Genomic DNA, 26,881 nt, shown 5'->3' with positions numbered 1-26,881 from the left:
GAGTGGCCAAAGGGAGCAGACTGTAAATCTGCCGGCACTGCCTTCGATGGTTCGAATCCGTCCCCCTCCACCATATTGAAGAAGCCAGCTCATTGAGCTGGCTTTTTTCGTTTCAGGATCTTGATAGCATAGTCCTACTACAACGAACCCTTTCACTCCTAACCGAAACTCTTCTCGATTGAATACCTATCACGGTAAATAAGTGATCAGAAATAGCGTAGGGAAAATGCTTGAGAACAAGGCGCAATTTTTCGATAAGTAGTTATTCTACAATCAAAAATTGCAACGCAGTTATCGAGTATTTTAACAAGCTAGAATGACCAGTTATTTACTACGATTGGTATAACCTATACTCAATCTCACTAAAGCAACCAACCCCATGTGAAACTCCACAAACAAAAGGCTGAGGAGCAGATCTTTACCCTACAAACAATGTACTAGCTATTTTGATTTTGTTAGTTCGTATGGCCTTAATATGAATGTTCAATATAAATAGGAAAACACTTGAGGACTTACTAGAAAAAGTGGGCTCGCAAAATTACCAAACGGACTCAATTAGTGATGTTTGCATAAAAACACGTACAAGAAATATAAATGATAGATACAAAAAATCCCGCAGGGGATGCGGGATTTTTACTAGTGACTAAATTGGTTTAAAGGTGACTAGCCTTGAATACCAACGATTAACCATGGCGCATTAGGCGCAGTCAAGTCACGCTCTAGGTGCCAGATATCTTCGATTTCTTCTTCAACACCTTCTACTGTGTCACGGTAACGACCGCTAAACTGCAGACTAAGCTGTGCTTTATTTGCATCGTAATCAGCACGGACGATCTCCGCATCAACGTACATTACGTCAGTATGCTGCTCACCGTCGAGCTTCGCGCGCTCTGCTTTTAGGTCTTCAAACAAGCTTGGAGAAACATATTCTTCAATAGTTTCTAGCTGGTTGTGATTCCACGCACCTTGCAGGATTCGATAGTGTTCACGAGAACCATTAATGAACGCTGCTTGGTCAAAACCCGGTGGGTAGTTATGTGGTACGTCTGTTTGAGCGCCAAAACCACCAAAGCCACCATTATTTGTGTTTGGTTGTTGCTCAAAGTTTTGCATGTTTGGTTGCTCAAACTTAGATGCGTTGCCACCAAATGCAGGCTGTTGACGATGCTGGTTCATACTGCCCTGCTTCGCACCTAGCATACCGCGCATTAGTTTAAAGATGACAAAGGCAATCAAACCAATAATTAGGATATCCATAAACTGGATACCTTCAAAAGCACCGCCAAAGAATGCAGCAAGTAGACCACCAGCAAGAAGTCCGCCTAGCAGACCCCCCATAAGGCCTTTCTTACTTGAAGACTTTGTCGTCTGATCTTTGCCGACCGTATTGGTGTTTTGTTGCTGTTGTTTCGGTGCTGGTGCAGTTTTGTAGCTCTTACCGAAAGACTTACTGCCACCAAACTTCTTCGCTTCCGCGATAGGCGTTACAGCAACAGTAAACATCAATAAAGCAACAATAGAAAATAAACGTTTCATCGTTATCCTTAAAGTTAGCTATCTAAGATAGTGCCCCATTTTCAAGACGAAACAATCGTTGTTTCAAACAGTAGCACGCCAAAGATGATTTTTAAGTCATCATACTCTGTATACCGATTGATGAAAATAGCTTATAGAAGCTGACATGTATCAGAATATTGCCAAAAATGCAGACTGCTCACACTGCTTACAATTCAGCTGAAGGCGCTTGATCAATGTAAAAAAAGTATGGAATAAGTTCACTAATACTCCAGATTGTTTTACTTGAATTAGAATCAGTGACACAGCTCAGAATCCTACACCTTGAGGGCACTTGGACACATTGCCTTGTTGACGGTTAATAGGTAGCTGACTATCATATTGAACGATGTTCAATAAAGTAGTTTGAGAGTATGGCGCGCAGAAACGATCACACCCGAGAAGAGTTAGTGAATTTGACCTTAACAACGGTCAAAAACTTTTTAGATGAGAATTCTTACCACGAACTCAGTCTTCGTAAAATCGCTAACATGATTGGTTACGTGCCAAGCACATTGGTAAATGTTTTTGGTAATTATAATTTGTTGTTGCTTCATGTTGTCGCTCAAACTTTAGATGAGTTATCTCAAGAAGCACGCAAAGCGACTAATGACAGCAAAGACTCCCATCAAGCGCTTTTTGAACTCGCTTATTGCTACCACGATTTTGCTCAAAAACACCCATACCGTTGGCAGTTAGTGTTCGAACACAACATGAATGGAGCAGAACTTCCGGAATGGCATGCCAAACGTATCGATGGTATGACGGGAATGCTAGAGTCACTATTGGCTCAAATCGCACCACATCGTACTGAATCCGAAGTGATTCAAGCGAGTCGAGTCCTTTGGTCTGGCGTACATGGCATTACTTTACTCAGTGTTGATGATAAGTTTTTCTCTAGTGAACCGATTGATGGCAAAGAATTGATCAGTAATCTTCTTTCTAACTACCTCACGAACTGGTAACAAAGGATTATCCATGTCATCCGACAGACAGCCGTCCTTACTTACGCAGAGAAAGTTCCTGCCCTATTTCATTACTCAGTTTTTTGGCGCTTTCAACGACAATATTTTTAAAAACGTTTTGCTGTTGTTTGTCGCATTCGCTGGCTCCAGTGCACTACCTATTTCGAGCAATTTGTTCATCAACCTTGCGGCAGGCTTGTTCATTCTACCGTTCTTTCTGTTCTCTGCTTCCGCTGGCGTATTAGCCGACAAATATGAAAAGTCATGGTTTATTCGTAAGGTCAAACTATTTGAAATAGCCATCATGCTGTTAGGTGCCATCGGATTCATAACCGAAAGTTATGGTGTGCTTTTATTGCTACTGTTTTTAATGGGCACACAGTCAGCATTTTTTGGCCCAGTTAAATATGCCCTTTTGCCTCAAAAGTTAAATGCTAAAGAGTTAGTGCCCGGCAACGCTCTTGTTGAAGCTGGTACCTTTATCGCCATCCTTATTGGCACCTTAGGCGCTGGGATTATAGCCTCTGCAGACAACGCAAAATACCTCGCCGCATTTTGTGTCGTGATCTTCGCATTGTTAGGCTACTTGTCGAGCCGCTCAATCCCCTTTGCTGCAGCCAGCGCACCCAATCTCTCTTTTCGTTGGCAACCATACAAGCAAACCAAACACACGCTCTCTATCGCCAAATCCGATCGAGTTGTTTTTCAATGCATAATGGCAATAAGCTGGTTTTGGTTTTTAGGCGCCGCATATCTAACACAATTCCCGAATTTCACTAAGATTTACCTAAATGGCACCGAGAGTGCGGTGTCTTTCTTGCTCGCTCTATTTTCCATTGGTATCGCGCTAGGGTCGCTACTTTGCAATTGGATCTCAAACCATCGTATAGAAGTCGGTGTTGTGCCAATTGGTGCCTTTGGCATTACGGTATTTGGGTACCTAATGGCCACTTCCATTCCCAATGATCTACCTACTTTCCATAACTTTGTAGACTTCTTTAGATATGAGCCTTTTTGGCCATTATTTTTCTACCTATTGATGATTGGTGCTTCGGGCGGTTTGTTTATCGTGCCTCTTTACGCATTAATGCAGCATCGAGCAAAGGGAACCGAACGTGCTCAAGTCATCGCAGGGCTCAACATCTTTAACTCTCTGTTTATGGTCGGCAGCGCTGTCTTAGGTATTGTGTGCCTAAGTGTAATCAAGATGACAATTCCTCAACTGTTTGCATTGTTAGCCATTTTAAATTTCTTAGTCGCCGCTTACATCTTTTTGCAAATTCCTATTTTTGTTGTTCGCTTTGTCATGTGGATGCTTACGCACACCATCTATCGAGTTAAGCATAAGAATCTACACAACCTACCCGAGCATGGTGGGGCATTGATTGTATGTAATCATGTAAGCTACATGGATGCATTGCTACTTAGTGCAGTATGCCCAAGGTTGATTCGTTTTGTGATGGAGGAAGATTACGCCAACCTACCTCCATTAAGGCGCTTTTTACGTCGAACTGGGGTAATTCCAATTTCAGCGAGTAACAGAAGCTCTATCAGACGTGCATTTAACGATGTGGAAGCCGCGCTAAGCGAAGGTCATATCGTCTGTATTTTCCCTGAAGGAAGATTAACTTCAGATGGTGAAATGAATGAATTCATGCGCGGTATTGATATCATTCTACGTCGTAGCCCAGTACCCGTCATACCTGTTGCACTTAAAGGCTTATGGGGAAGCTATTTCAGCCGCGCAAAAGGTCGCGCATGCTGTGGCTTACCGACTCGATTTTGGTCAAAGCTAGAAATTGAGGCAGGACAACCGGTGCCACCAAATGAGGCAACGGCAAAAACAATGTTCGATAAAGTGCATCAACTCAGAGGCGACTGGCGATAAAATACACTTGAACACATGTTTAGGATAACTGAACATGTGTTCAAATCATTAAGACAAACTGACCACACCCAGTGCGATATACTCTCCCTTTCATTCACAACAGCGAATAAAAACCTTGAATAGAAACTACCTCCTGTTTGGATTGGCGTTACTTTTTTGTTTAACCCCCCTTGCCTCCTCTCCCATTGCTCTAGTTATCGGTTTTCTACTCGCAAGTTTTGGTTTTGTGCCTTCCGAGCTGCCCATCGCTTCTTTTACTAAAAAGCTGCTGTCTTACTCGATTATTGGCTTAGGCTTTGGCATCAACTTTGAGCAAGCACTTGCAGTCACATCGGATGGTATCGGCCTGATCATCGCCACTATTACAGGCACACTGATCATGGGCACTCTCATTGCCAGGGTACTTAAATTGGAGCGAGTAACCGCTTACTTAATCTCATCAGGTACTGCAATTTGTGGTGGTAGCGCAATTGCTGCTGTGGCACCGGCCATTAAAGCGAAAGACGAGCAGATTGGATTAGCACTGGCAACGGTATTTGTCCTGAACTCCATTGCACTCTTTGTGTTTCCTGTGATTGGACATGCTTTAGGGCTAGATCAACACACGTTTGGCACATGGGCTGCGATTGCCATTCATGACACATCTTCTGTTGTCGGGGCTGCCTCGGCCTTTGGGGAAGAAGCACTAACGACGGCAACAACATTGAAACTCGCGCGCGCTTTATGGATCATTCCTGTTGCTTTGATCAGTGCCGTCATCTTTTCAAGAGGCCAAAAAGAGAATGGAAAGAAAAAACTAGCTATCCCTTATTTCATTTTTTGGTACTGTGCAGCTATCGCGTTTAGCGACTTATTTCCTCAATTTGAAATGGTCTATCACGGCATTTTCATTGGAGCAAAGCAAGCGTTGGTTGTATGTCTGTTCTTGATAGGTTGTAGCATTTCAATTTCAAAACTAAAGTCTGCTGGAGCTAAGCCACTGTTGTTTGGTGTGACTCTGTGGGTGTTAATTTCGACCACTTCTCTAAGTTGGTTACTGTTTTAGATATTGGTGGTCTGCTTATCGCGTTGAGGGGACGGCATTTCCCGTTTGCTATTTTTGTATATAACGACCAACGCAATAGCGATCAAAAATGCCGTTAGCTCTGCAAGAGAGCGGGCTAGCCCTTCACTACTTATCGCGATACCAATTTGTAGTGCTACTGCCGCAATTAAAACTAGCTTTGCCATCCTGAACCTTATGCATTTTCTCTCCACGAAGAAGCATAATTATGATTCAGAGTTATAAAGATACGAAATTCTCTTTATGACTAATACATAGCAAAATTGACTAATGCTGAAGTGATGACAGTAGCCACTCTTTCACGGCCTTACGTGAAATTTTGATCCCACCTTCTAGTAGAGTTAGTGGCATTACATGGTATTCCACTGGCCATTTAAACTTCTCTAACTTTGATTGCAAGTGCTGGTCATACTCCGACTTGCTGCGCAATCCATTGGTCTGAATCACAGCTACTGGTCTATGACCAAACTCCGCGTCTTCGACTGGAACCACTATACTCTGCACTACACCATCAATTTGGTTCAAAGCGGCTTCAATCTCTTCACAATGGATATTCTCACCACCAGAGATAAACTGATTGTCGGCACGGCCGATTATCTTTAATTCATCACCTTGCCACTCGCCAAGATCTTTGCTGTCAAACCAGCCTTTCTCATCCAGAAATGGGGTAACATGTCCTTGATGGAAATACCCTGCCGCTAATGTCTTACCGCCAATAAAAATGCGTTGGTCAACTAATTTTATCTTACGGTGCTTCAATACATGCCCAGCATTACTGGTGCAGTCAATTCTCTTTGCGGTAACGGTAGAGGCCGCCTCCGTCATCCCATAACCTAACCATGTCTCAATGCCTTGCCCTGTTGCTCGTAGTGCCAACTCGTGATCAACGTGGCTGCCGCCCAGTAGCACATGTGTCAATGACAAATGTGCATCATCATCCAATAACCGTTTTAGCTGAGTCGCAACCAAAGAAGCGTGTGATACGCCCTGAACATCATCAACAAGTTTCCCTGAACCGACCTTTAGTGTTGCTCCGACATATAGCCAACGATAGACAATCGCTAATCCAGAGACGTGATACAGCGGAAGCGATAATAGCCAAGCATCTTGCTGAGTGAAAATGAACTCCTGCAACAAGCCCTCTGCAGACGCAAGATGCTGTCGATGTGTATGGACCACAGCTTTAGGCTCCCCTGTAGAGCCAGAAGTAAATACTACTGAAGCGAGCCGGTCATGATGATAGCTATCTTCAGTCAACGAATCACTCTCTTGCTGTGATACTACAGGCGGTGAAAGCAATGTTGCCTTGAGTTTTTGTATATCATGTTCAGAAAAGGTCGAAGCGCACTCCTGAGAAAACCAGATAAACCGAGTTTGATCAGGCCTGTAAAGTGCAGCAAGCTTACCCTGCAACTTATCTAGTGGTTGTTCCATGGTCAGCGCAGCGAGCGCGCCTAACTGTTTGGAGGCAAGATAAAACAACAGTGTTTCTACTTGGTTCTTGCCAACCAAAGTCAGCACATCCCCCCGAGTTACACCCAAGTCATTCAAATAGTGAGTGTATTGGTCAATACGCTTCGAGAGTTGTTGCCAGTTTAATACTTCTGTTGATGTCTTGAGTGCAATAGAAAAAGGGCTCGTTTGAGCCCAATATTTCCATGGTGCCTTCGCAATATTGTCTACGCAGAATGCCACACAATCTCCTGGTCTTTTAGAGGAAGAACGGGAAGTTCACACTTAGGCCAGCCCTGCTCTAGCTGAGCTTTGAATAAGCCAATCGTATCCAAACCTGGAACTTCATCAGGCAGCTGCCATTGGGCAAAGCGCGCTAATTGAGTTAAACCGAGACTGGATTCAATGCTCGAGCTAATCACTGCTTTCATCCCCAGTGACTTCGCTTTCTCTATCAGTGTAATACAAAAATCCACTGAACCAATGAGTGTGGGTTTGATGATGATCGTTTTCACACCAGTTAGATCTTCAAGACGGAAATCTTCACGACGAACCGCATCTTGCAATGTTTCATCCCAAGCGATAGCAATACCAGTATTAATCGCAAAAGAGAGACTATCGCCAGGAGAGCGGCACGGCTCTTCTAGAAACGTGATTCGTTGACGCAGAGACGGGGCAATGTACTTAGCGAACTGCTGCGCTTTTTCTGGTGTCCAAGCGCGATTGGCATCGAGTCGAAGCGTTAATTGAGGGATTGATTCAAGAAAAAGGTTCACAAGCATGCCATCGCGAATTGGCTCATAAAGTCCAACTTTCACCTTAGCGACTTTCTCACCTTCCATTTCGTTCAGCTTTGGAATGAGCTCATCTGGGTCGCCAGTGCATAGTGGCGCTGTTTGGTATTTACCTTGTTGTGGTAAACCACCAGCTAATTCAAGTTGTGCCATCGATAAACCAAACGCAACCGACGGGTACATATTGGCATAATCCACATCCAACTCTGCTACCCAACGCTCCGCCTGTTCTTGTAGCTGAACACCCGCATCTTCGGTGCTCTCTAAGCTAAAACCAGGAAGAGGAGCGACTTCTCCAAACCCTGTTTTACCATCTTCGGAAAGCGCAACAACATAACCAACACGTTCGGTTAGCTTGTTGTCACGTAGGATGACACCACTATCCATGAGCAAGCTATAACGATAAATTTTCGCTTCACGCATAATTCAAGTCCTATGTAATGCCGTATATTTGAGCGTTCTGACGAGCAATCCCACCAGCCTCCCAGAGGGCGAGGCGCTCAGGAAAAAAGGAACAGAGGAGCTAACACGCTCCTCATTTAGACGGATTATGGGTTGCGAGGGAATTTATCGAAGTCTGGACGACGTTTCTCGTTGAATGCGTTACGACCTTCTTGGCCTTCATCTGTCATGTAGAACATCATAGTCGCGTTACCCGCCAGTTCTTGCAGACCCGCTTGGCCATCACAGTCCGCGTTCAACGCAGCTTTCAAGCAACGCAATGCCATTGGGCTGTGTTGCAGAACTTCACGACACCAACGAACGGTTTCTTTCTCTAGATCCGCTAGTGGTACAACTGTGTTTACTAGGCCCATGTCTACCGCTTCTTGAGCATTGTAGAAACGACATAGGAACCAAATTTCGCGAGCTTTCTTTTGGCCTACGATGCGAGCCATGTAAGATGCACCCCAACCGCCATCAAATGAACCCACTTTAGGGCCTGTTTGACCAAATTGAGCGTTGTCAGCTGCAATCGTGAGGTCACACATCATGTGCAGAACATGACCACCGCCCACAGCCCAACCAGCTACCGATGCGATCACTGGTTTTGGACAAGTACGAATATCACGTTGGAAGTCCAATACGTTTAGGTGGTGCGTACCTTGGTCATCTTTGTAGCCGCCGTAGTCGCCACGGATCTTCTGGTCACCGCCAGAACAGAATGCGTCTTCACCTAGACCTGTCAGAATGATCACGCCAACACCAGAGTCGTAACGCGCATCTGCCAACGCATCAATCATCTCTTTTACCGTTTGAGGACGAAACGCATTACGCACTTGAGGACGCGCAATGGTGATTTTCGCGATACCATCTTCAGACTTATGGTAATGAATGTCCTCGTATTTCTCGCCGCAATCTTTCCATTGAACCGGAGCGTAAAGTTCTTCTTCAGAAATGCCTACTGTTTTAGCCATGGTGATTCCCATTGTTCTCGTTACTCTCACCAAAGTGAGACTGAATTATTTGCTTGGTATGTATCGCAAACTGTTTGGGCTGCTCTTGATGGACGTTATGACCAGCGCCTTCAACTTGTCGATACGCCAACCCGCTACGTTGTGCCAGTTGGCTAAATTTTTGGTCTTTCTCACCACACAAGTAATACACTGGTATGTTCTGCTTTTGCAGTGAGGGCAACAAATATGCCTGTTTGGCTAACGATGTCGTCATCAACATATTCGCCACCGCTGAGCCAAGATTATCACTTCGCTTCGCAATGAATGTTTGTCTTTGCTCATGGTTTAGTGAAGAAAACACCGCTTGTTGGTACCAATCGTTCAAAACACGTTCAAGTGGTTCAGTTTTGAAACGCATTGCCCAGCGAGCATCATTCTCTAATCTCACCTGTTTCTCTGACTCAGTTTGAAGCCCGAAGTTTCCCCCTTCAATAATCGCGCCTGCAATATTGAGATCTGGAAAGCATTGATGGGCAATACCATGCATCGCAATGCGGCCGCCCATAGAGTAACCAATCAAAATAAGTGGTTGTTGTGAGGGAAATAATAAAGATAGTGTGGAACCAAGAAGTTTGCAGCAATCATTCAGATCGCTGCAAGAAATAGATTGGCTATGCCCATGACCAGGGAGGTCAACCGTAACACGTTCATATTCGGGTAATGCATTTAAACACGCGAGCCAATCGGCACCGCTACCGAGTAAGCCATGCAAAAACACCAAAGTGGGCAACGTTCTACTTTGGTGTTTTTCTAATACAGGGAAACGTTCAAAGTAAAGCATTCAGACTCTTATTAAATGCCTTGAGTGTCTCAGCAGCTTGGTTAGATGGGGTTTGAACCTCGACCAGCAACGTTCCTTGGCCGTGACATAAATGCTCTTTTACAGATGATTGGAATTGCTCCAGTGTAGAAACATGCAAATACGCCAAACCAAACTGCTTTGCCGCGTGTTCAAACTGATAACCATGAGGCATTTGATAATATGTCGTCCTGCGCTCTGGTGGTACTGGCAACATATCAAAAATCGCACCGCCGTCATTATTGGTAACAACAAGTACCGCCGGCAGTTTATTGTGAGAAAATAGCGCCAGAGAATTGAGATCATAAAGTGCTGCTGTGTCACCGATATACATCAGTAACGGATTACCTCTTGCCCGTTGCACGCCTGATGCCGCAGCAAACAAACCGTCAATCCCTGACGCGCCTCGATTAGTGAAAACCTCTACACCATCCAATTTTCCGTACATATCAACAAGCCGAACAAACAAGCTATTACCCAAGAAAACATCTACGTTCTTTGTGCGCTCGTTGATGTCTGCTGCCAACGCAATTTCGTCAATGGCAGACGCTGAATCAGATAGGAAGGCTTCTTCGATACGTTGATGAACTCGCTTAACGTCATTCGCTAACCTATCAGCCCACCCAGCAAATATTGACTTCTCAAAACTAATGCGAGAAACCCACGTTTTAGGAGGCTCAACCCAGTGCATTTGCGCCAGATGATTTTGGTTATTCCGGCCCATACAAGGTGAGACATACCAATACTGAACGTCTTTACTTTGTTGATTTTTCGATACTTGTTTATCAATCCATTGGTTCAAACGTTTGGAGATGATTCGGCTACCAAATTGGATAATAAGTTCACAAGATTCAAGCTCGTTTGCAAACTCGGGAAGTTGAAGCCATACATCGTAATACGCCCAATCCGAACTGAGGCCACTTTGCGGGTCTGCAAGTACTGGCCATCCCATCTTTTGTGCAAATGCCCGCGCCGACTTCGCTTGTTCAAGCGGTAAGCTGCCAATCACAACCAAGCCTTTTTTGTCCGAAAAAGGCGGGATGTTCGCCTGAGACAAATGGCTAAAACGCTGAGTATAAGTGCCGCTTCCTTTTCGCCATCCGGCGACCGAATCTAAGTAGGTTTGATAATCCGCTTTTGCGCCGTTGGAATACAAAGGCTCTGGAAATGCACAATTAATATGAACAGCACTACCCTGCAATTGCTGAGTAAACATCACTTCGTCAACAGAGGTCAGCAACCAGTTAAGCGACGTTGCTAAATTTGGGCTTGGTAAATTCAAACTGGCCGAAACATGATGTGAAAAAATACCCAATTGATTTATCGCTTGGTTTGCACCACAGCCGACAAATTCTACTGGACGATCTGCTGTCAGCAGCACCAGTTTTTCACCAGTAAGTTTGGCTTCGGCAACCGACGGTAATAGGTTCGCCACTGCCGTACCAGAGGTAACGATAATTGCCACTGGCTCCTGAGTAGCTTTCGCTAAACCAAGAGCCATAAAGCCCAGTCCACGCTCATCAAAATGAGTATGAATGGAAAAGTCGGACTGTTCTGCCGCTTCTAAAGTTAAAGGAGTAGAACGAGATCCGGGAGCGATACAAACATGCTTAACGCCAAATCGCTGAAGCTCAATCAATATGGTTTCTGACCAAACTCGATTGAGCACCGCTTGGTCATGACTCATGATGCGACTCCCAATGGCGGATGATCAGAAATCAGCGTAAGTAACGTCGACATTTTCTTATCAAGTTCTGCCCACTCATGTTCTGCAATGGAGCCTGGAACAATCCCTGCGCCCGCAAACAGTTGTACTTGCTCACCGAGCACAAGCGCACTTCTGATTGCGACACAAAACTCTGCTCGTTCATGGCTTATGTAACCCATTGACCCCGCGTACCAGCCGCGTGCAAACGGCTCATTATCCAATATAAATTGCATCGACTCTTGTCGGGGTAAGCCAGCAACCGCCGCTGTTGGCTGAAGCGCCGATAACAACTGAACACCATTTATCCCCGCTCTTAGACTAGCGTGAATATTTCGCTTAAGGTGCTGCACTTTTCGTAGTCTGACCAAACTCGGTTCAGCTTCCACTTCAACCACTTCAGAATGTGGTGATAGACGGTCAATGATGTCGTCCACCACATACTGGTTTTCGTTGAGGTTCTTTTGGTCTTGGGATAACCAATTCGCCAACTCCATATCTTGAGTGGCATTGTCTCCCCGACCAATCGTACCTGCTAACGCTTCGGTATGTAGCTCATGCCCTACGCGAGAATACAAACGTTCTGGCGTAGACCCCATAAAACTGTGCTTACTGTCTAAGCTCAGCATGAAATGGAAGCTATGATGGTTATTTAAGTAACTTGCTTTAAGTAGCTGTGCAGCACTTAATGTGTTATCAAGCTGCACGGTAGAGCGACGCGCTAAAACCACTTTCTTAAAATCATCATTCTCTATACCAGTCAGAACCTTATGAACTAACTCATTCCATTGAGGCTGACTTGGCGTGTGAACAATAGAGCAGATGTGAGACGAAATTGGAGCTAAGGTCGCGACCTCACAAACCAGTTTATTCAACCCAGCTAGAGTTCGCGCTTTGTCTTCTGAAATATTAACTGCGAGAGACCACTGTTGGTCAAAACGAATTAACTCAATTTGAGGCAAAAAGAAAAAAGAGGGCATACAGCGACGATTCTTCTCATGCTGTCCATCAAAAGAGCGCCCGCCCCAGACTCTTTGCCCTTCACCTAGAATGGTATAAGCAGGACCTGGCTCAACAAAAGCGTGCAATTGCCCTAGTGCAACGACCTCTTCACGTGTATCGCGGGACTGCCAATAAAACTTAGGGAAAAGTGGTTGCGCATCAAGCCAATCAATAAATGAGAAATTAGGTTTCTCGCTAAGGGGCTCGACCAGACGTGTTTGATTGCCTTCCGATTGCTGAACTCGCTCGATAATTCTCTTTACGGCTTGATGGAACTGTGACAAATCAACCTCGTTGTATGTGAGGATAAATGGTAACTGACGGCTACTCTAAGTTTAGACCCAAAGCAAATCAAGGTCGTATGCGATCTTTTGCAAAATCCTGTGATAGCAAGCGAGCAAAACTTAACCAGCAGACAGATTATTTACAGATATATATTCTAATAAAAAACAAATTATTGTATTTTAATAAAGAAATTAACGAATTTTTAGGAATTAAACAATGCAAAATATCGGGATGTCGTCAAAACTCGACAATGTCTGCTACGACATTAGGGGTCCTGTACTCAAACATGCTAAGCGCATGGAGGAAGAAGGGCATAAAATCCTAAAGCTAAACATTGGTAACCCTGCCCCATTTGGTTTTGACGCCCCTGATGAGATTTTAGTCGACGTGATTCGTAATCTGCCGACTTCTCAAGGCTATTGTGATTCCAAAGGTATTTACTCTGCTCGTAAAGCTGTGGTCCAACACTATCAGCGTAAAGGTATACGCTCGCTAGATGTCGAAGATGTGTATGTAGGTAACGGCGTGTCTGAGTTGATCGTAATGGCCATGCAAGCGCTATTAAACAATGGCGACGAAATGCTGATCCCAGCACCAGACTATCCGTTATGGACAGCTTCAGTTGCACTATCTGGTGGTAAGCCGGTTCATTATCTATGTGATGAAGAGGCTGACTGGTACCCAGACCTTGAAGACATCAAAAAGAAAATCACACCAAAGACACGTGGCATTGTTCTGATCAACCCGAACAACCCGACAGGTGCGGTATACAGCCGTGACTTCCTACTTGAAGTGATTGAGATAGCACGCCAGCACAAACTGATCATTTTCGCAGATGAGATCTACGACAAAGTGTTGTACGACGGTGCAACACATACCTCAGTCGCCACACTCACTGAAGACGTGCTAGTCATGACATTCAATGGCCTTTCAAAAGCCTACCGTGTTTGTGGTTTCCGTGGTGGCTGGATGTTCCTAACGGGGCCTAAACATCTGGCTCAAGGGTACGTGAATGGCTTGGAGCTGCTTTCATCGATGCGTTTATGCGCAAACGTACCAATGCAGCATGCGATTCAAACCGCGTTAGGTGGATACCAGAGTATTAATGAACTGATTTTACCTGGCGGACGCTTATTAGAGCAGCGCAACCGAGCGTATGAACTGATCAATCAGATTCCTGGTGTTTCTTGTGTCAAACCTAAGGGTGCGATGTACCTCTTCCCGAAAATCGACACTAAAATGTACAACATCAAGAACGATCAGCAGATGGTTTTAGATTTCTTAAAACAAGAGAAGGTCTTACTGGTGCAAGGTTCCGGTTTTAACTGGCCAAAACCAGACCACTTCCGCATCGTGACACTACCGCACGTTGAAGATCTAGAAATCGCTATTGGACGTTTTGAAAGATTCCTATCAACCTACAGCCAGTAATGAATCACTGGTAGTAATTAGTGCTGATCTCTCATATGCTTAGAGGAACTCCTAGTGAGTTCCTTTTTTTACACCAGAAACGGAGGAAGCCATGAAAGAAAGCCATTTTTTCGCCCACCTGGCTCGAATGAAGCTGATCCAACGCTGGCCTTTAATGCGGTCCGTCTCACCAGAAAACGTTTCAGAGCATAGCTTACAAGTTGCTTTTGTCGCTCATGCCCTTGCCCTAATTAAAAACAAAAAGTTCGGCGGCAACCTTAATCCAGAACGCATCGCTATTCTTGCCATGTACCATGATTCCAGTGAAGTATTAACGGGTGATCTTCCAACTCCAGTGAAGTATTACAACCCTGAAATTGCCAAAGAATATAAGAAGATAGAATCGGCAGCGGAACAAAAATTACTCTCAATGTTACCGGAAGAGTTCCACGATGATTTTGCCCCCTATCTTCTTTCTCACTCTGCACACGAAGAGGACGCAAAAATCGTTAAGCAAGCCGATTCCATCTGTGCCTATTTAAAATGTCTTGAAGAACTAAGCGCCGGCAACCATGAGTTCGCTCTGGCAAAAAAACGCTTAGACGTCACTTTGCAAGAACGCAGAACGCCTGAAATGGATTACTTTCTCAATACCTTTGCCCCAAGTTTCGAATTATCGTTAGATGAAATCAGTTAGCTTACGGAGATAATCGTGTCGTTTGAATTACACCCGCAATGGCAAGAGCGCCATGATGATGAGCATAAAATCCGTCGAGACGACCATCGGAGCCCGTACCAACGAGACCGAGCGCGCATTCTTCACTCGGCTGCATTTCGACGCCTACAAGCAAAAACCCAAGTACACGGCAATAGCTTGGAAGACTTTCACCGCAGTCGGTTAACACACTCCTTAGAAGCGTCGCAACTAGGGACCGGTATCGTCGCCCAGTTAAAGAAAAAACAGCCAGAGTTCCGCGATCTATTACCATCAGACAGCTTAATTGATTCATTATGTTTGGCTCACGACATCGGGCATCCTCCATACGGTCATGGGGGAGAAGTCGCTCTAAACTACGTAATGCGCGAACATGGCGGCTTCGAGGGGAACGCCCAAACCTTTCGTATCGTCACTAAGTTAGAGCCTTATACTGAGCATTTCGGAATGAATTTATCACGCCGCACACTGCTTGGTTTGATTAAGTACCCTGCCCTCATTAGTCAAACACGCTCCGTCAAGTTGCCTCAACCAGCCGAGCATCAACGTAAACTAAAAGCAAAAGATTGGAGCCCAGCTAAAGGCATTTATGATTGTGATAAAGACTTATTTGATTGGGTAATTGCACCGCTTTCTGACAACGACAAGGCATTGCTTAGTCTGATGCGTTCAACGCCAGAATCGGAGTTTGAGCACAGTAAAACGCGTTTTAAATCACTCGATTGCTCAATCATGGAGCTAGCAGATGATATCGCCTACGGTGTTCATGATTTAGAAGATGCAATCGTACTTGGTATGGTGACACGTCAGCAATGGCAAGAAGGCGCAGCAAGTCAATTAGCGGACTGTGGCGACCCGTGGTTTGAAGCTCATATCGATTCCATCGGACAGATGCTATTTAGCGGTAAGCACCATGAGCGGAAAGATGCTATCGGTGGTATGGTTAACGCGCTACTGACCAGCATTTCAATCAAAACGGTGGATGAGCCGTTTAATAACCCGTTACTGTCTTGGAATGCGTGTTTAGAACCACAGATGGCACGTGCACTTGACGTACTCAAGCACTTTGTCAGCACCTTCGTTATCCAAGTCCCGCAGGTCCAGATCGTTGAGTATAAGGGTCAGCAAATTATTATGGATATTTTTGAAGCGTTAACAGCAGACCCAGAGCGATTACTACCCGTTCATACAAGAGATCTGTGGTGTCAGGCGAAGAGCGAGAGCAATAAAATGAGGGTCATCGCCGATTATATTTCTGCAATGACCGATGGTCACGCGCAAAAGCTACACCGCCAACTTTTCTCTTCCATCGTTCTTTAGTAACACTCAACCTTTCAAGTAATTCTTTTCAAAAACGCCCGGAGGCATCTGGGCGATTTGGAATTCGATCATCTTTTCAAACGCACGCATCAGCGGTGTAAAGTCTCGCTCGGGTTCAAGCAAGCGAAGCGAATGATAACCAGCCTCGACTGTCGATAAGCTATTCTCAGAGGGCGCCTTACGAATGGTGTAGTGCCCTTGTAGTTGCTTAGGCAACTGCACGGTTGGGAGTGGATGTAAGTTGCTTGAGAGTTGCCACATTTTGTACGCTTTTTTCCACGTACCATCGAGCAAAATCAAACGTATTTTCTTAGATACACTATGACTCGCTTGAGTGATTTCAGAAATGCATCGTGACTCTTCTGATGGGTAAAGAACAAAATGTTGATATGACTCATCCGCTAATAAGTGATTTAAGGCATCATCACAAGAAAAGTCCTCTCCTATCAAACAAATACAGTTATCTAAACTCAAATTGAGAATCCGTGCCGTACCAAGCGGACGATGTTCTTCACTCGTGTGCTGAAGAATGATAAGTTCTACCTCGCTTGCCAGCGGTACAATCCATTGGCAAATACACGCTTTTTGCGATTTTCCACAACGAGAACAATAACGAGACATAGAGTGAACCTTTATACCTTGCTGAGTATTATCAGCGTGATCTGTTTGATACTTCAATTTGAACCAATGGCAAGCCTAACCGAGTGGCACAGCTACAATATACGCCATGGTGAATGGTGGCGAATCGTAACAGGAAATCTCACACATACCAACTTTGCGCACTTAGGAATGAACCTCGCCGGATTGTGGATCATTACTTTTATTTTTCGCCCAAGCACTCGTAACTTCCTTATCGTTTTTTCAATCTTATGTGCATGTGTTGGTGCGCTGAATTTGTTTACCAACATGTCGGTATACGTGGGTTTATCCGGCGTATTACACGGATTGTTTGGATTTTGGGCGCTCAGAGAAGTCTTTGAAAGCAGAAGAAGCAGTGTGTTGTTAGTTGGAGGACTAATCGCCAAAGTAGCATGGGAGCAGGTCTATGGCCCATCCAGCAGTACTGCTGAGCTTATCGGTGCAAACGTTGCTATTGATGCTCATATGTTTGGCGCACTCGGTGGGTTAGTAATGGCTTTACTGGAAAAAGGCCTTCGCCGTCGTTTATTCGGATAAAAAATCCCGAACCACGAAAGAGGGGCTGGTTCGGGAAAGCAGTAATAGGGAAACAGATATTGTTCTGAATTCAGACTCAATATCTGCAATACATCAAGCTACAGTAAAATGCGGTCTTCGTTTTTCTTAACTGTCGCTTCACCTATGCCTTTTACGCTCTTCAAATCTGCTGCCGTTTTAAAAGGGCCATGTTCCTCGCGGTAGTCCACTATACTCTGCGCTTTCTTCTCACCTATACCTTTCAACATGGTCGCAATTTCTTCAGCAGTGGCCGTGTTGATATTTACAGTAATTTCAATTCCTTCATATTTGTCGGTGGCTGAATCCGCAGCCATGCTAAAAGGTGCAAAAACAAATAAGCACAATGTCAAAATCCATTTCATATTGAACATACAATCTCCAAAATAGTAGGCTAAAAACAGTCATCGAGAGCGAGTCACTATCAAGTTTGCAATGGAAAGCAATATGGTTATGCATTTAACAAACTGAGATGACCCGGAATTCACAACGGCCGCTATCACTTAAACGCGCACTAATTTAAGTAATGCCTATTGATGATTGAAGTTCATAAAGACAAAAATAAAACGGACCGCTTATGCGGCCCGTTTTATTCAACATACAAATTACACTAATTGTGCTTAGTTGCTCACAACATAATACTCGATGTCAGTATTTGCACGCAGTACGGCTAGTACAGATGATAAATCTTGCTGAGAAGATGCACGCTGCATTTGCATCGCAACTTGATCTTCTAACTCACTATCTAGCTCTGCGTTTACAGCATCAAGCTCGATGATAATGATGTTACCTTCAAGATCTTTAGACTGACCGTATACTGGTTTACCATCGACTGGTTTTGCCATCGCGAATACCGTTGTTGCCAACGGAGAACGACGATCTACTGTCTCTTGTTCACCAAAGGCAAGATTATTTTCAGCAAGCACGTTCGTCTTACCTTCTTTCAATGCCGCAACGACTTGTGTTCCAAGTTCCATCGCTTCTTGCTCACCTTTAACACGAGATAGCTCTGCAACAACCTGATCTTTCACTTCTTCTAATGGAAGAACTGTCTCGTCACGCGCATCTTCAACACGAACAACGATAATATGCTCAGGCGCAACTTCGATAGCTTCAGAGTTTAGGCCATCTTCTTTAACTTCAGGACTCAGGATAGCTTGCATTACAGCAGAGCTACGAAGCACTTCAGGTGCATCAACCTGAGAAATAAAGTCCGTTGTCTTCACTTCTTGGTTAACCGCTTGAGAAGCATCATACAATGAGTCTGGGTATTCAAACGCTACGCGCTCAAGCTCATTTTGCAACTCGTAGAATTGATCGATAGCTTGTTGGTCAACCATCTCTTGTTTGATTTCAGCAGCGACTTCTTCAAATGGCTTCGCCACAGAATCTTTTAGCTCTTCAAGCTTGATAATGTGATAGCCAAAGTCCGACTTTACTAGACCCGACGTATCGCCAGGATTCTTCAGTGCGAATGCCGCTTCTTCAAAAGCAGGGTCCATCACATCACGCTCGATCCAACCTAAGTCACCACCGTTTTCAGCGCTGCCAAAATCGTCAGATTTCTCTTGAGCAAGCGTCGCAAAATCTGCACCCGCGTTTAGCTCATCTAGGATAGCTTGCGCTTTTGCTTCATCGTCCCCTTCTACAAGAATGTGAGCGACACGGCGTTGCTCTTCTGAAGAGTATTTGTTTAAGTGCTCGTCGTAGTACTTTTTCACCTCAGCATCAGAAACATTAACTTGTTCCTTTAGCGCTTCAGCTGACAGTTCGATGTAAGAGACTTTAACCTGCTCTGGGCGTGTAAAGTTGTCTGGGTTTGCTTTGTAGTACTCTTGAATTTCTTCGTCGGTCAATTCAATATTTTTCGCGAACTCCGCTAAGTCGATCTGAATCGTGCGAATATCACGAGTTTGAGTGAACAGCTTGCCTTCTGCTTGTACTTCACCCGGCAGAATAAATTCACTGTTTTGTAGCGCATTCAGCAGTTGCTCACGAACCAATTCACGACGCATGTACTCAGCAAAAGAGTCTGGCGAAAAGCCTGCACGACGCAAAGAAGCTTGATAGATCTCTTGATCAAACTGACCATTAGATTGGAACTGAGGCATGTCTAGAATCATGCTACGCACTTGAGTGTCGCTGATTCGCAGACCCAAAGCTTCAGCTTGTTGGTCAAGCAACACGTCATTGATCATTCGATCTAAAACGGATTTGCGGAAAGATTCAACATATGCAGGGTCAGCCAGCATTTGAGAGAAGTAGTCACCCAACTGAGCTTGCATACGGTTACGCTCATTTTGGTATGCCATCTCGAACTCACCACGAGGAATCTCAGTGTTACCGACTTTCGCTGCAGAGTTGTTGCTACCACCAACGATGTAGCTACCTACACCTGCAAATACGAAAGACAGGATGATAAGTCCAAGGATAATTTTGACCGCGATGCTATTCACGCCTTCGCGTAGTCGATCCATCATAATTTAACTGCTCTCCACAATTGAAGCCTACTGCTTCTATCTAATAGAAATAATGGCGCAATAATATCAGAAAAAGAAATGCGCATCAGTATGATGCGCATAATTTAAGAAAGTTCGGCTCGAAGTTTGTAAATTTTTGTTCGAAACTTATTGTTTGAGCAAAAGTTAAGCAAATGGCCGGTTACAGAAATAACGCCGTGATTAGTTACAAGCGTCTTTCAGTGCTTTACCAGCTTTGAAAGCTGGTACTTTTGCTTCTGCGATTTGGATTTCTTCACCAGTTTTTGGGTTACGACCAGTACGTGCAGCACGAGTACGAACGCTGAATGTACCAAAGCCAACTAGAGCGACTTGATCACCAGATTGAAGAGTTCCGCTTACTGCTTCGATGAATGCATCTAGAGCACGACCCGCTGACGCTTTAGAAATATCTGCATTTTCTGCGATTTGTTCTACTAACTGAGTTTTATTCACTGTAATTTCCCCTTTGTGTCATCTGTGATTATTTTTGTGATGACTTTCGTTCCATTGTTAAGAAAATATGCTCCACCCCTTATTCATCAAGGGCTGGCAGCTATCGAAACTAACTTAGCGCCCAAAAAAAACGCTGACAAGCCTTTTTGGGCTTATCAGCGTAAACTTTTACTTATTTTTGCTACACATCACTATTTTTGAGACTCAAACTCAACGCCCGTCGGGTCTCGCTCTAGTGCGACTTTCAGTACTTCATCAATCCACTGTACAGGGATAACTTTCAGATCAGCGATAACATTATCAGGAATCTCTTCCAGATCACGCTCGTTATCTTTTGGAATTAGCACTGTCTTGATGCCACCACGGTGTGCCGCAAGTAACTTCTCTTTTAGGCCGCCGATAGGTAGAACCTCACCACGCAGTGTGATTTCACCCGTCATCGCTACTTCTGCTTTCACAGGGTTGCCTGTCAGAGAAGAAACCAATGCTGTACACATTGCTGTACCCGCACTTGGGCCATCTTTTGGTGTCGCGCCTTCCGGCACGTGTACGTGAATATCTTTCTTCTCGTAAAAGTCAGTATTGATACCTAGCTTTTCTGCACGAGAGCGAACCACTGTCATTGCTGCTTGGATAGACTCTTGCATCACATCCCCAAGAGAACCCGTTTGTGTCAGCTTACCTTTACCTGGCATTGATTGAGTTTCAATCGTTAATAGATCGCCACCCACTTCTGTCCAAGCTAGGCCAGTTACTTGACCAATTCGGTTACTTTCATCCGCTTTACCGTAATCGAAACGTTGAACACCTAAGTACTCTTTTAGGTTGTCCATCGTTACCGTTACTGACTTGATGTCCTTATCCAGCAAGATGTTCTTCACCGCTTTACGGCAGATCTTAGAAATCTCACGCTCTAAGTTACGGACACCCGCTTCACGCGTGTAGTAACGAATGATGCCAATAATCGCAGAATCTTCAATGACGATCTCATCCGCTTTCAAGCCATTACGCTTCACTTGTTTATCAACAAGGTGACGTTTTGCAATGTTCAGCTTCTCGTCTTCGGTGTAACCAGATAAACGAATAACTTCCATACGGTCTAACAATGGACCCGGGATGTTCATCGAGTTCGATGTCGCAACAAACATAACGTCAGAGAGATCGTAATCCACTTCTAGGTAGTGATCGTTGAACGAGTTATTCTGTTCAGGGTCAAGTACTTCTAGTAGAGCCGATGCCGGATCACCACGCATATCGGAAGACATTTTGTCGATTTCGTCCAATAAGAACAGCGGGTTCTTCACACCAACCTTCGACATCTTCTGGATCAATTTGCCTGGTAATGAGCCGATATAAGTACGACGATGACCACGAATTTCCGCTTCATCACGCACACCACCCAACGCCATACGAACATACTTACGGCCTGTAGCTGAAGCAATTGAACGACCAAGAGATGTTTTACCGACACCAGGAGGACCAACAAGACAAAGGATAGGACCTTTTAGCTTGTTGATACGGTTTTGAACCGCCAGGTATTCAAGGATACGTTCTTTGACGCGTTCTAGACCGTAGTGATCTTCATTAAGAACCTCTTCTGCTTTCGCTAAGTTTTTCTTAACTTTTGAGCGCTTAGCCCAAGGAACGCTGACCATCCAATCGATGTAGCTACGAACCACTGTTGCTTCAGCAGACATTGGAGACATCATCTTAAGCTTTTGCAGCTCTTGCTCTGTCTTTTCACGTGCCTCTTGAGGCATTTTTGATTCGTCAATCTTCTTCTGTAGCGTTTCGAACTCGTCTGGTGCGTCTTCCATCTCACCAAGTTCTTTCTGAATCGCTTTCATTTGCTCATTCAGATAATACTCACGCTGAGATTTTTCCATTTGCTTTTTAACGCGACCACGAATTCGTTTTTCAACTTGCAGCAAGTCGATCTCTGATTCCATCTGGCCCATCAGGAATTCCAGACGCTCAGTGACGTCAACAATTTCAAGCACTTGCTGCTTATCCACCAACTTTAACGGCATATGAGCCGCAATGGTATCCGCTAAGCGTGCGGCTTCGTCGATACCATTAAGTGACGTTAGCACTTCTGGTGGAATCTTCTTGTTTAGCTTAATGAACCCTTCAAACTGATTAATCGCGCTGCGAACAATCACTTCTTGCTCACGCTCATCCAATTCTGGCGTAACAACAAATTCAGCTTCTGCTAGGAAGAAGTCACTCTCTTTAAAGTGATTAATTTTTGCTCGCTGCTGGCCTTCGACCAATACTTTTACTGTGCCATCCGGAAGCTTCAAGAGCTGGAGAATGGTGGCTACCGTACCTACGTCAAATAGGTCGTCAACCGTAGGCTCGTCAGTATCCGCTTGCTTTTGTGCCACAAGAAGAACTTGTTTGTTGGTTTCCATCGCCGTTTCTAGACAGCTAATCGATTTCTCACGACCAACAAACAATGGAATAACCATGTGTGGGTAGACCACTACGTCACGTAGAGGTAGTACCGGGATCTCGATACGCTCGGAACGTTCCAAGTTCATATAATTCTCTCTTCCGCTTTCACGTTTAACGTATTACTTAAGGCAGTATATGGGGGCTAATTGTTTGGATTCAATAAGAGAAATAAAAAAAGGAGGTAATTACTTACCTCCTTTTTCATTATGGCTGAATTTACTCTGCTCCAGCTGCCTGATTGTCTGCGTTACTGTAAATAAGCAGTGGCTCTGACTCGCCATTAATGACGGACTCATCAATCACGACTTTACTAACGTCTGTTGCAGATGGTAATTCGTACATGGTTTCAAGTAGCACGCCTTCAAGAATCGAGCGTAAGCCACGAGCACCTGTTTTACGCTCCATTGCTTTTTTCGCGATAGCGCGCAGCGCATCTTCACGGAATTCAAGTTCGGCGTTTTCTAGCTCAAACAATGCTGCATATTGCTTGGTCAGTGCGTTCTTCGGTTCACATAGGATCTGAATCAACGCTTCTTCATCAAGCTCAGTCAGTGTTGTTGTTACAGGTAGACGACCAATGAATTCTGGAATGAGGCCGTACTTCACTAAGTCTTCAGGTTCAACTTGAGTAAATAGCTCACCTACCGTCTTCGATTCATTCTTCGAACGAACTTCAGCACCAAAGCCAATACCTGTACCTGTTGCAACACGCTGCTCAATCACCTTGTCTAAGCCAGCAAAAGCACCACCACAAATGAACAGGATCTTAGATGTGTCCACTTGTAGGAATTCTTGCTGAGGATGCTTACGACCACCTTGAGGTGGAACCGATGCAACCGTACCTTCGATAAGTTTTAGTAGCGCCTGCTGAACACCTTCACCAGATACGTCACGCGTAATAGATGGGTTTTCAGCTTTGCGTGAAATCTTATCAATTTCATCAATGTAAACGATGCCGCGTTCCGCTTTAGCTACATCGTAATCACATTTTTGCAGAAGCTTTTGGATGATGTTTTCAACGTCTTCACCTACGTAACCGGCTTCGGTTAGTGTCGTCGCGTCTGCCATTGTAAATGGCACATCCAAGAATCGAGCTAATGTCTCCGCAAGTAGTGTTTTACCGCTACCTGTAGGACCAATTAGAAGGATGTTACTCTTACCAAGCTCCACACCTTCGCTCGTTGTATCACCATTGCGTAAACGCTTGTAGTGGTTATATACCGCAACTGCGAGCACTTTTTTCGCGTAATCTTGCCCGATCACATAGTCATCAAGGTGTTCACGGATCTGTTTTGGCGTTGGTAACGCTTCAGATTCTTTCTTAGGGAGAACATCCTTGATTTCTTCGCGAATAATATCGTTACATAAGTCGACACATTCGTCGCAAATGTACACTGACGGACCTGCGATTAGCTTGCGAACTTCGTGCTGACTTTTGCCGCAGAAAGAACAGTACAGCAATTTACCGCTGCCACTTTCTTTGCTTTTATCTGTCATTCGCTAACCTCTTAGCCTTTACTCTTCATGAATGAGTGTATATCAATTTTTGCCAAAATGCGCTGGCTAATTACTCGCCACGGTGGCTTAACACTGCATCCACGATACCGTATTCCACAGCCTGCTCTGATGACATGAAGTTATCACGATCAGTATCGCGCTCAATGACTTCAAGAGGTTGGCCTGTATGTTCTGCTAACAACTTGTTTAGCTTCTGTTTAATCGTCAGGATTTCCTGAGCATGGATTTGGATATCAGAAGCTTGACCCTGGAAACCACCCAATGGTTGGTGGATCATTACACGTGAGTTAGGCAGTACATAACGCTTACCTGGCGCACCACCTGCAAGCAGGAAGGCACCCATTGAACATGCTTGACCCATACATACTGTGCTCACATTTGGCTTAATGAACTGCATGGTATCGTAAATAGACATACCTGCTGTTACGCTGCCGCCTGGAGAGTTGATGTATAAGAAAATATCTTTATCTGGATTTTCAGATTCTAGGAAAAGTAGCTGAGCCACGACAAGGTTTGCCATGTGGTCTTCCACTTGACCCGTTAAAAAAATCACGCGCTCTTTAAGCAGACGTGAGTAGATGTCGTAAGAGCGTTCGCCTCGGGAAGTTTGTTCAACCACCATTGGTACTAGCGCGTCCATAATTGGCGACATTGCATTTTTTTCTTGGTAGCTCATATTCTTATGTCCCTAAAATAAATGGCCCGGATGATGACTATCATACGGACCATTGTTAGCAGAATAGTTAACGTTAAGTCAACCTTCTACGCAAGATATTGCTTATTAAGCAGCAGGTTGTTGTTGGTTAAGTAGCTCGTTGAAGCCTACTTCTTTCTCAGAAACCTGTGCTTTAGCGATGATCGCGTCGATTGCTTGCTCTTCTAGAGCTACGTTGCGCATGTTGTTCATCATTTCTTCGTTTTGCTCGTAGTAAGCAATAACTTCTGATGGATCTTCGTATGCAGTAGCCATTTCTTCGATTAGAGCTTTAACTTTTTCGTCGTCCGCTTTTAGCTCTTCAGATTTGATTACTTCACCTAGTAGAAGACCAACAACTACGCGACGTTTAGCTTGTTCTTCGAACAGTTCACGTGGAAGCTGAGCAGCAGCTTCTGGGTTACCACCGAAGCGTTGTGCAGCTTGTTGACGTAGAACTTGGATTTCTTGCTCGATAAGCGCTGATGGTACGTTGATGTCGTTTTGCTCAACTAGACCGTCAATCGCTTGCTCTTTGATGCGGTTCTTAACAGCTTGCTTAAGTTCGCGTTCCATGTTCTTACGAACTTCAGCTTTAAGTGCTTCAACACCACCTTCAACAACACCGAACTTAGCAACGAACTCGTCGTTTAGTTCTGGAAGTTCACGAGCTTCAACTTTGTTCACTTTGATCGCGAACTTAGCTGCTTTACCTTTTAGGTTTTCAGCGTGGTAATCTTCTGGGAAAGTCACGTCGATGTCGAATTCCATACCAGCAGTTTTACCTGCGATACCGTCTTCGAAACCAGGGATCATGCGACCAGCACCCATTTCTAGAGGGAAGTTCTCAGCTTTACCACCTTCGAACTCTTCACCGTCGATAGAACCAACGAAGTCGATGCTTACGCGTTTGCCATCTTCTGCTGCTTCTTCAACTTCAACCCAAGTTGCTTGTTGCTTACGTAGAGTATCGATCATCTCTTCTACGTCTGCATCTTTAACTTCTGTTAGTGGTTTTTCAACAGTGATGCTCTCTAGGCCTTTAAGCTCAACTTCTGGGTAAACTTCAAAAGTTGCAGTGAAAACTAGGTCTGAACCTTCTTTGTTCTCTACAGGAGCGAAAGTTGGAGCGCCAGCTGGGTTGATTTTCTCTTTAACGATAGCTTCGATGAAGTGGCGTTGCATTACTTCACCAAGAACGTCTTGACGTACTGCTTTGCCGTACATCTTAGCAACCATTTTTAGAGGCACTTTACCCTTACGGAAACCATCGAAACGACGGTTTTTAGCGATGTTGCGTAGTTCAGCTGTTACAGCGTCTTCGATGTTTGCAGCTGGAACAGTAATGTTTAGACGGCGCTCTAGGCCCTCTAGCGTTTCAACAGTAACTTGCATTATATATAAACCTCTAAAGTGGCTCGGTTTTCCGAGCGTATGAGCGAAACTCAGAGGAGCTTACGCTTCATCCTTGTGTAGTGTTCTGTCCGAACACCTAATTTAAAATCGAGTATCGATACTGGTTGTCAGTACCGGACTAATCAGTGATATCTTCGATAAAATAACCAAAGGTATCTCCTATTAGCCTCAGGACAGAATTTTTAGACGCGACATTCTAGCGATCTGTCGCAACCCTGTCGAGCCAATAGCCACTATGTGGA

At 44.6% G+C, this 26,881-nt stretch carries 23 protein-coding genes; 7 read left to right on the top strand and 16 right to left on the bottom strand.

Going from position 1 to position 26,881, the window contains the following annotated elements:
- Positions 1–663 precede the first annotated feature (663 nt).
- Positions 664–1,536, bottom strand: coding sequence for a Tim44 domain-containing protein (locus R7M72_RS16935; protein ID WP_005384268.1), 873 nt, complete (start codon positions 1,534–1,536; stop codon positions 664–666).
- A 392-nt stretch (positions 1,537–1,928) separates the two neighbouring features.
- On the opposite strand from R7M72_RS16935, the gene R7M72_RS16930 reads away from it, so the two are divergent.
- From R7M72_RS16930 to R7M72_RS16920, 3 genes are all read left to right on the top strand, one after another.
- The gene (locus R7M72_RS16930) at positions 1,929–2,519 is read left to right on the top strand and encodes a TetR/AcrR family transcriptional regulator (protein ID WP_005382308.1); all 591 of its coding nucleotides are present in this window, start codon (positions 1,929–1,931) and stop codon (positions 2,517–2,519) included.
- Positions 2,520–2,532: 13 nt separating this feature from the next.
- Positions 2,533–4,407 (top strand): MFS transporter, encoded by a 1,875-nt coding sequence (locus R7M72_RS16925; RefSeq protein ID WP_315956917.1) that lies wholly within the window; start codon positions 2,533–2,535, stop codon positions 4,405–4,407.
- A gap of 115 nt (positions 4,408–4,522) precedes the next feature.
- A complete protein-coding gene (locus tag R7M72_RS16920; protein ID WP_086013920.1) occupies positions 4,523–5,452 on the top strand; it encodes a YeiH family protein in 930 nt (309 codons plus the stop codon).
- On the opposite strand, the gene R7M72_RS16915 is transcribed toward R7M72_RS16920, so the two are convergent.
- The 7 genes from R7M72_RS16915 to R7M72_RS16885 form a co-directional block, all read right to left on the bottom strand.
- Positions 5,449–5,637: a hypothetical protein gene (locus R7M72_RS16915; RefSeq protein WP_005382314.1), complete on the bottom strand. Its 189-nt coding sequence runs from the start codon at positions 5,635–5,637 to the stop codon at positions 5,449–5,451. The genes R7M72_RS16920 and R7M72_RS16915 overlap by 4 nt on opposite strands.
- A gap of 100 nt (positions 5,638–5,737) precedes the next feature.
- Positions 5,738–7,165 carry an o-succinylbenzoate--CoA ligase gene (gene menE / locus R7M72_RS16910; RefSeq protein ID WP_005382316.1) on the bottom strand — a complete coding sequence of 476 codons (1,428 nt, stop codon included), beginning with the start codon at positions 7,163–7,165 and terminating at the stop codon, positions 5,738–5,740.
- Positions 7,150–8,139 (bottom strand): o-succinylbenzoate synthase, encoded by a 990-nt coding sequence (gene menC / locus R7M72_RS16905; RefSeq protein WP_005382317.1) that lies wholly within the window; start codon positions 8,137–8,139, stop codon positions 7,150–7,152. The genes menE and menC overlap by 16 nt, the downstream gene beginning before the upstream one ends.
- A gap of 125 nt (positions 8,140–8,264) precedes the next feature.
- Positions 8,265–9,131, bottom strand: coding sequence for a 1,4-dihydroxy-2-naphthoyl-CoA synthase (gene menB, locus R7M72_RS16900; protein WP_005382318.1), 867 nt, complete (start codon positions 9,129–9,131; stop codon positions 8,265–8,267).
- Complete coding sequence (gene menH / locus R7M72_RS16895) at positions 9,124–9,951, bottom strand: 2-succinyl-6-hydroxy-2,4-cyclohexadiene-1-carboxylate synthase (protein ID WP_005382319.1); 828 nt, start codon at positions 9,949–9,951, stop codon at positions 9,124–9,126. Before menH ends, menB begins: the two co-directional genes overlap by 8 nt.
- Positions 9,938–11,656 (bottom strand): 2-succinyl-5-enolpyruvyl-6-hydroxy-3-cyclohexene-1-carboxylic-acid synthase, encoded by a 1,719-nt coding sequence (gene menD, locus R7M72_RS16890; RefSeq protein ID WP_318056263.1) that lies wholly within the window; start codon positions 11,654–11,656, stop codon positions 9,938–9,940. The genes menH and menD overlap by 14 nt, the downstream gene beginning before the upstream one ends.
- Positions 11,653–12,960 carry an isochorismate synthase MenF gene (locus tag R7M72_RS16885; RefSeq protein ID WP_206947033.1) on the bottom strand — a complete coding sequence of 436 codons (1,308 nt, stop codon included), beginning with the start codon at positions 12,958–12,960 and terminating at the stop codon, positions 11,653–11,655. The genes menD and R7M72_RS16885 overlap by 4 nt, the downstream gene beginning before the upstream one ends.
- Positions 12,961–13,177: 217 nt before the next feature.
- Between R7M72_RS16885 and R7M72_RS16880 the strand changes: the two genes are divergently transcribed.
- From R7M72_RS16880 to R7M72_RS16870, 3 genes are all read left to right on the top strand, one after another.
- Positions 13,178–14,392 carry a pyridoxal phosphate-dependent aminotransferase gene (locus tag R7M72_RS16880; RefSeq protein WP_005384283.1) on the top strand — a complete coding sequence of 405 codons (1,215 nt, stop codon included), beginning with the start codon at positions 13,178–13,180 and terminating at the stop codon, positions 14,390–14,392.
- A 91-nt stretch (positions 14,393–14,483) separates the two neighbouring features.
- A complete protein-coding gene (yfbR, locus tag R7M72_RS16875; RefSeq protein WP_017634778.1) occupies positions 14,484–15,068 on the top strand; it encodes a 5'-deoxynucleotidase in 585 nt (194 codons plus the stop codon).
- A gap of 15 nt (positions 15,069–15,083) precedes the next feature.
- The gene (locus tag R7M72_RS16870) at positions 15,084–16,406 is read left to right on the top strand and encodes an anti-phage deoxyguanosine triphosphatase (RefSeq protein ID WP_017634779.1); all 1,323 of its coding nucleotides are present in this window, start codon (positions 15,084–15,086) and stop codon (positions 16,404–16,406) included.
- Positions 16,407–16,412: 6 nt separating this feature from the next.
- On the opposite strand, the gene R7M72_RS16865 is transcribed toward R7M72_RS16870, so the two are convergent.
- A complete protein-coding gene (locus R7M72_RS16865) occupies positions 16,413–17,027 on the bottom strand; it encodes a tRNA-uridine aminocarboxypropyltransferase (RefSeq protein WP_025766956.1) in 615 nt (204 codons plus the stop codon).
- A 3-nt stretch (positions 17,028–17,030) separates the two neighbouring features.
- On the opposite strand from R7M72_RS16865, the gene rrtA reads away from it, so the two are divergent.
- On the top strand, positions 17,031–17,582 hold the full coding sequence (gene rrtA, locus R7M72_RS16860) for a rhombosortase (protein WP_005382331.1): 552 nt from the start codon (positions 17,031–17,033) through the stop codon (positions 17,580–17,582).
- A 98-nt stretch (positions 17,583–17,680) separates the two neighbouring features.
- Here the strand turns inward: rrtA and R7M72_RS16855 are convergent, their stop codons facing one another.
- The 7 genes from R7M72_RS16855 to tig all read right to left on the bottom strand — a co-directional run bounded on the left by R7M72_RS16855 (position 17,681) and on the right by tig (position 26,618).
- A complete protein-coding gene (locus R7M72_RS16855; protein WP_031777211.1) occupies positions 17,681–17,965 on the bottom strand; it encodes a ComEA family DNA-binding protein in 285 nt (94 codons plus the stop codon).
- A gap of 255 nt (positions 17,966–18,220) precedes the next feature.
- Positions 18,221–20,080, bottom strand: coding sequence for a peptidylprolyl isomerase (gene ppiD / locus R7M72_RS16850; RefSeq protein WP_171343110.1), 1,860 nt, complete (start codon positions 20,078–20,080; stop codon positions 18,221–18,223).
- Between the two features lie 201 nt (positions 20,081–20,281).
- The gene (locus R7M72_RS16845) at positions 20,282–20,554 is read right to left on the bottom strand and encodes an HU family DNA-binding protein (protein ID WP_005382341.1); all 273 of its coding nucleotides are present in this window, start codon (positions 20,552–20,554) and stop codon (positions 20,282–20,284) included.
- Between the two features lie 191 nt (positions 20,555–20,745).
- Positions 20,746–23,097 (bottom strand): endopeptidase La, encoded by a 2,352-nt coding sequence (lon, locus tag R7M72_RS16840; RefSeq protein WP_005384300.1) that lies wholly within the window; start codon positions 23,095–23,097, stop codon positions 20,746–20,748.
- Positions 23,098–23,227: 130 nt separating this feature from the next.
- On the bottom strand, positions 23,228–24,508 hold the full coding sequence (gene clpX / locus R7M72_RS16835; RefSeq protein ID WP_005382345.1) for an ATP-dependent protease ATP-binding subunit ClpX: 1,281 nt from the start codon (positions 24,506–24,508) through the stop codon (positions 23,228–23,230).
- Positions 24,509–24,578: 70 nt separating this feature from the next.
- Positions 24,579–25,205, bottom strand: coding sequence for an ATP-dependent Clp endopeptidase proteolytic subunit ClpP (gene clpP / locus R7M72_RS16830; protein WP_005382347.1), 627 nt, complete (start codon positions 25,203–25,205; stop codon positions 24,579–24,581).
- A gap of 105 nt (positions 25,206–25,310) precedes the next feature.
- Positions 25,311–26,618 carry a trigger factor gene (tig, locus tag R7M72_RS16825; protein WP_005382251.1) on the bottom strand — a complete coding sequence of 436 codons (1,308 nt, stop codon included), beginning with the start codon at positions 26,616–26,618 and terminating at the stop codon, positions 25,311–25,313.
- Positions 26,619–26,881: the final 263 nt, after the last annotated feature.

This window comes from Vibrio sp. YT-18 (assembly GCF_033337345.1).
GTDB classification, from domain to species: Bacteria; Pseudomonadota; Gammaproteobacteria; order Enterobacterales; family Vibrionaceae; genus Vibrio; species Vibrio alginolyticus.
Note: the sequence above shows the minus strand (reverse complement) of the source record. Positions and strands in the feature narration are given on the sequence as shown.

Coding starts and splice junctions, on each gene's coding strand:
- lon (WP_005384300.1), bottom strand. CDS start 23,097: ATGAACTTGGAACGTTCCGAGCGTATCGAGATCCCGGTACTACCTCTA.
- R7M72_RS16925 (WP_315956917.1), top strand. CDS start 2,533: ATGTCATCCGACAGACAGCCGTCCTTACTTACGCAGAGAAAGTTCCTG.
- R7M72_RS16930 (WP_005382308.1), top strand. CDS start 1,929: ATGGCGCGCAGAAACGATCACACCCGAGAAGAGTTAGTGAATTTGACC.
- menC (WP_005382317.1), bottom strand. CDS start 8,139: ATGCGTGAAGCGAAAATTTATCGTTATAGCTTGCTCATGGATAGTGGT.
- R7M72_RS16915 (WP_005382314.1), bottom strand. CDS start 5,637: ATGGCAAAGCTAGTTTTAATTGCGGCAGTAGCACTACAAATTGGTATC.
- yfbR (WP_017634778.1), top strand. CDS start 14,484: ATGAAAGAAAGCCATTTTTTCGCCCACCTGGCTCGAATGAAGCTGATC.
- clpX (WP_005382345.1), bottom strand. CDS start 24,508: ATGACAGATAAAAGCAAAGAAAGTGGCAGCGGTAAATTGCTGTACTGT.
- ppiD (WP_171343110.1), bottom strand. CDS start 20,080: ATGATGGATCGACTACGCGAAGGCGTGAATAGCATCGCGGTCAAAATT.
- menH (WP_005382319.1), bottom strand. CDS start 9,951: ATGCTTTACTTTGAACGTTTCCCTGTATTAGAAAAACACCAAAGTAGA.
- menD (WP_318056263.1), bottom strand. CDS start 11,656: ATGAGTCATGACCAAGCGGTGCTCAATCGAGTTTGGTCAGAAACCATA.
- R7M72_RS16880 (WP_005384283.1), top strand. CDS start 13,178: ATGCAAAATATCGGGATGTCGTCAAAACTCGACAATGTCTGCTACGAC.
- R7M72_RS16865 (WP_025766956.1), bottom strand. CDS start 17,027: ATGTCTCGTTATTGTTCTCGTTGTGGAAAATCGCAAAAAGCGTGTATT.
- R7M72_RS16855 (WP_031777211.1), bottom strand. CDS start 17,965: ATGAAATGGATTTTGACATTGTGCTTATTTGTTTTTGCACCTTTTAGC.
- menB (WP_005382318.1), bottom strand. CDS start 9,131: ATGGCTAAAACAGTAGGCATTTCTGAAGAAGAACTTTACGCTCCGGTT.
- clpP (WP_005382347.1), bottom strand. CDS start 25,205: ATGAGCTACCAAGAAAAAAATGCAATGTCGCCAATTATGGACGCGCTA.
- tig (WP_005382251.1), bottom strand. CDS start 26,618: ATGCAAGTTACTGTTGAAACGCTAGAGGGCCTAGAGCGCCGTCTAAAC.
- R7M72_RS16935 (WP_005384268.1), bottom strand. CDS start 1,536: ATGAAACGTTTATTTTCTATTGTTGCTTTATTGATGTTTACTGTTGCT.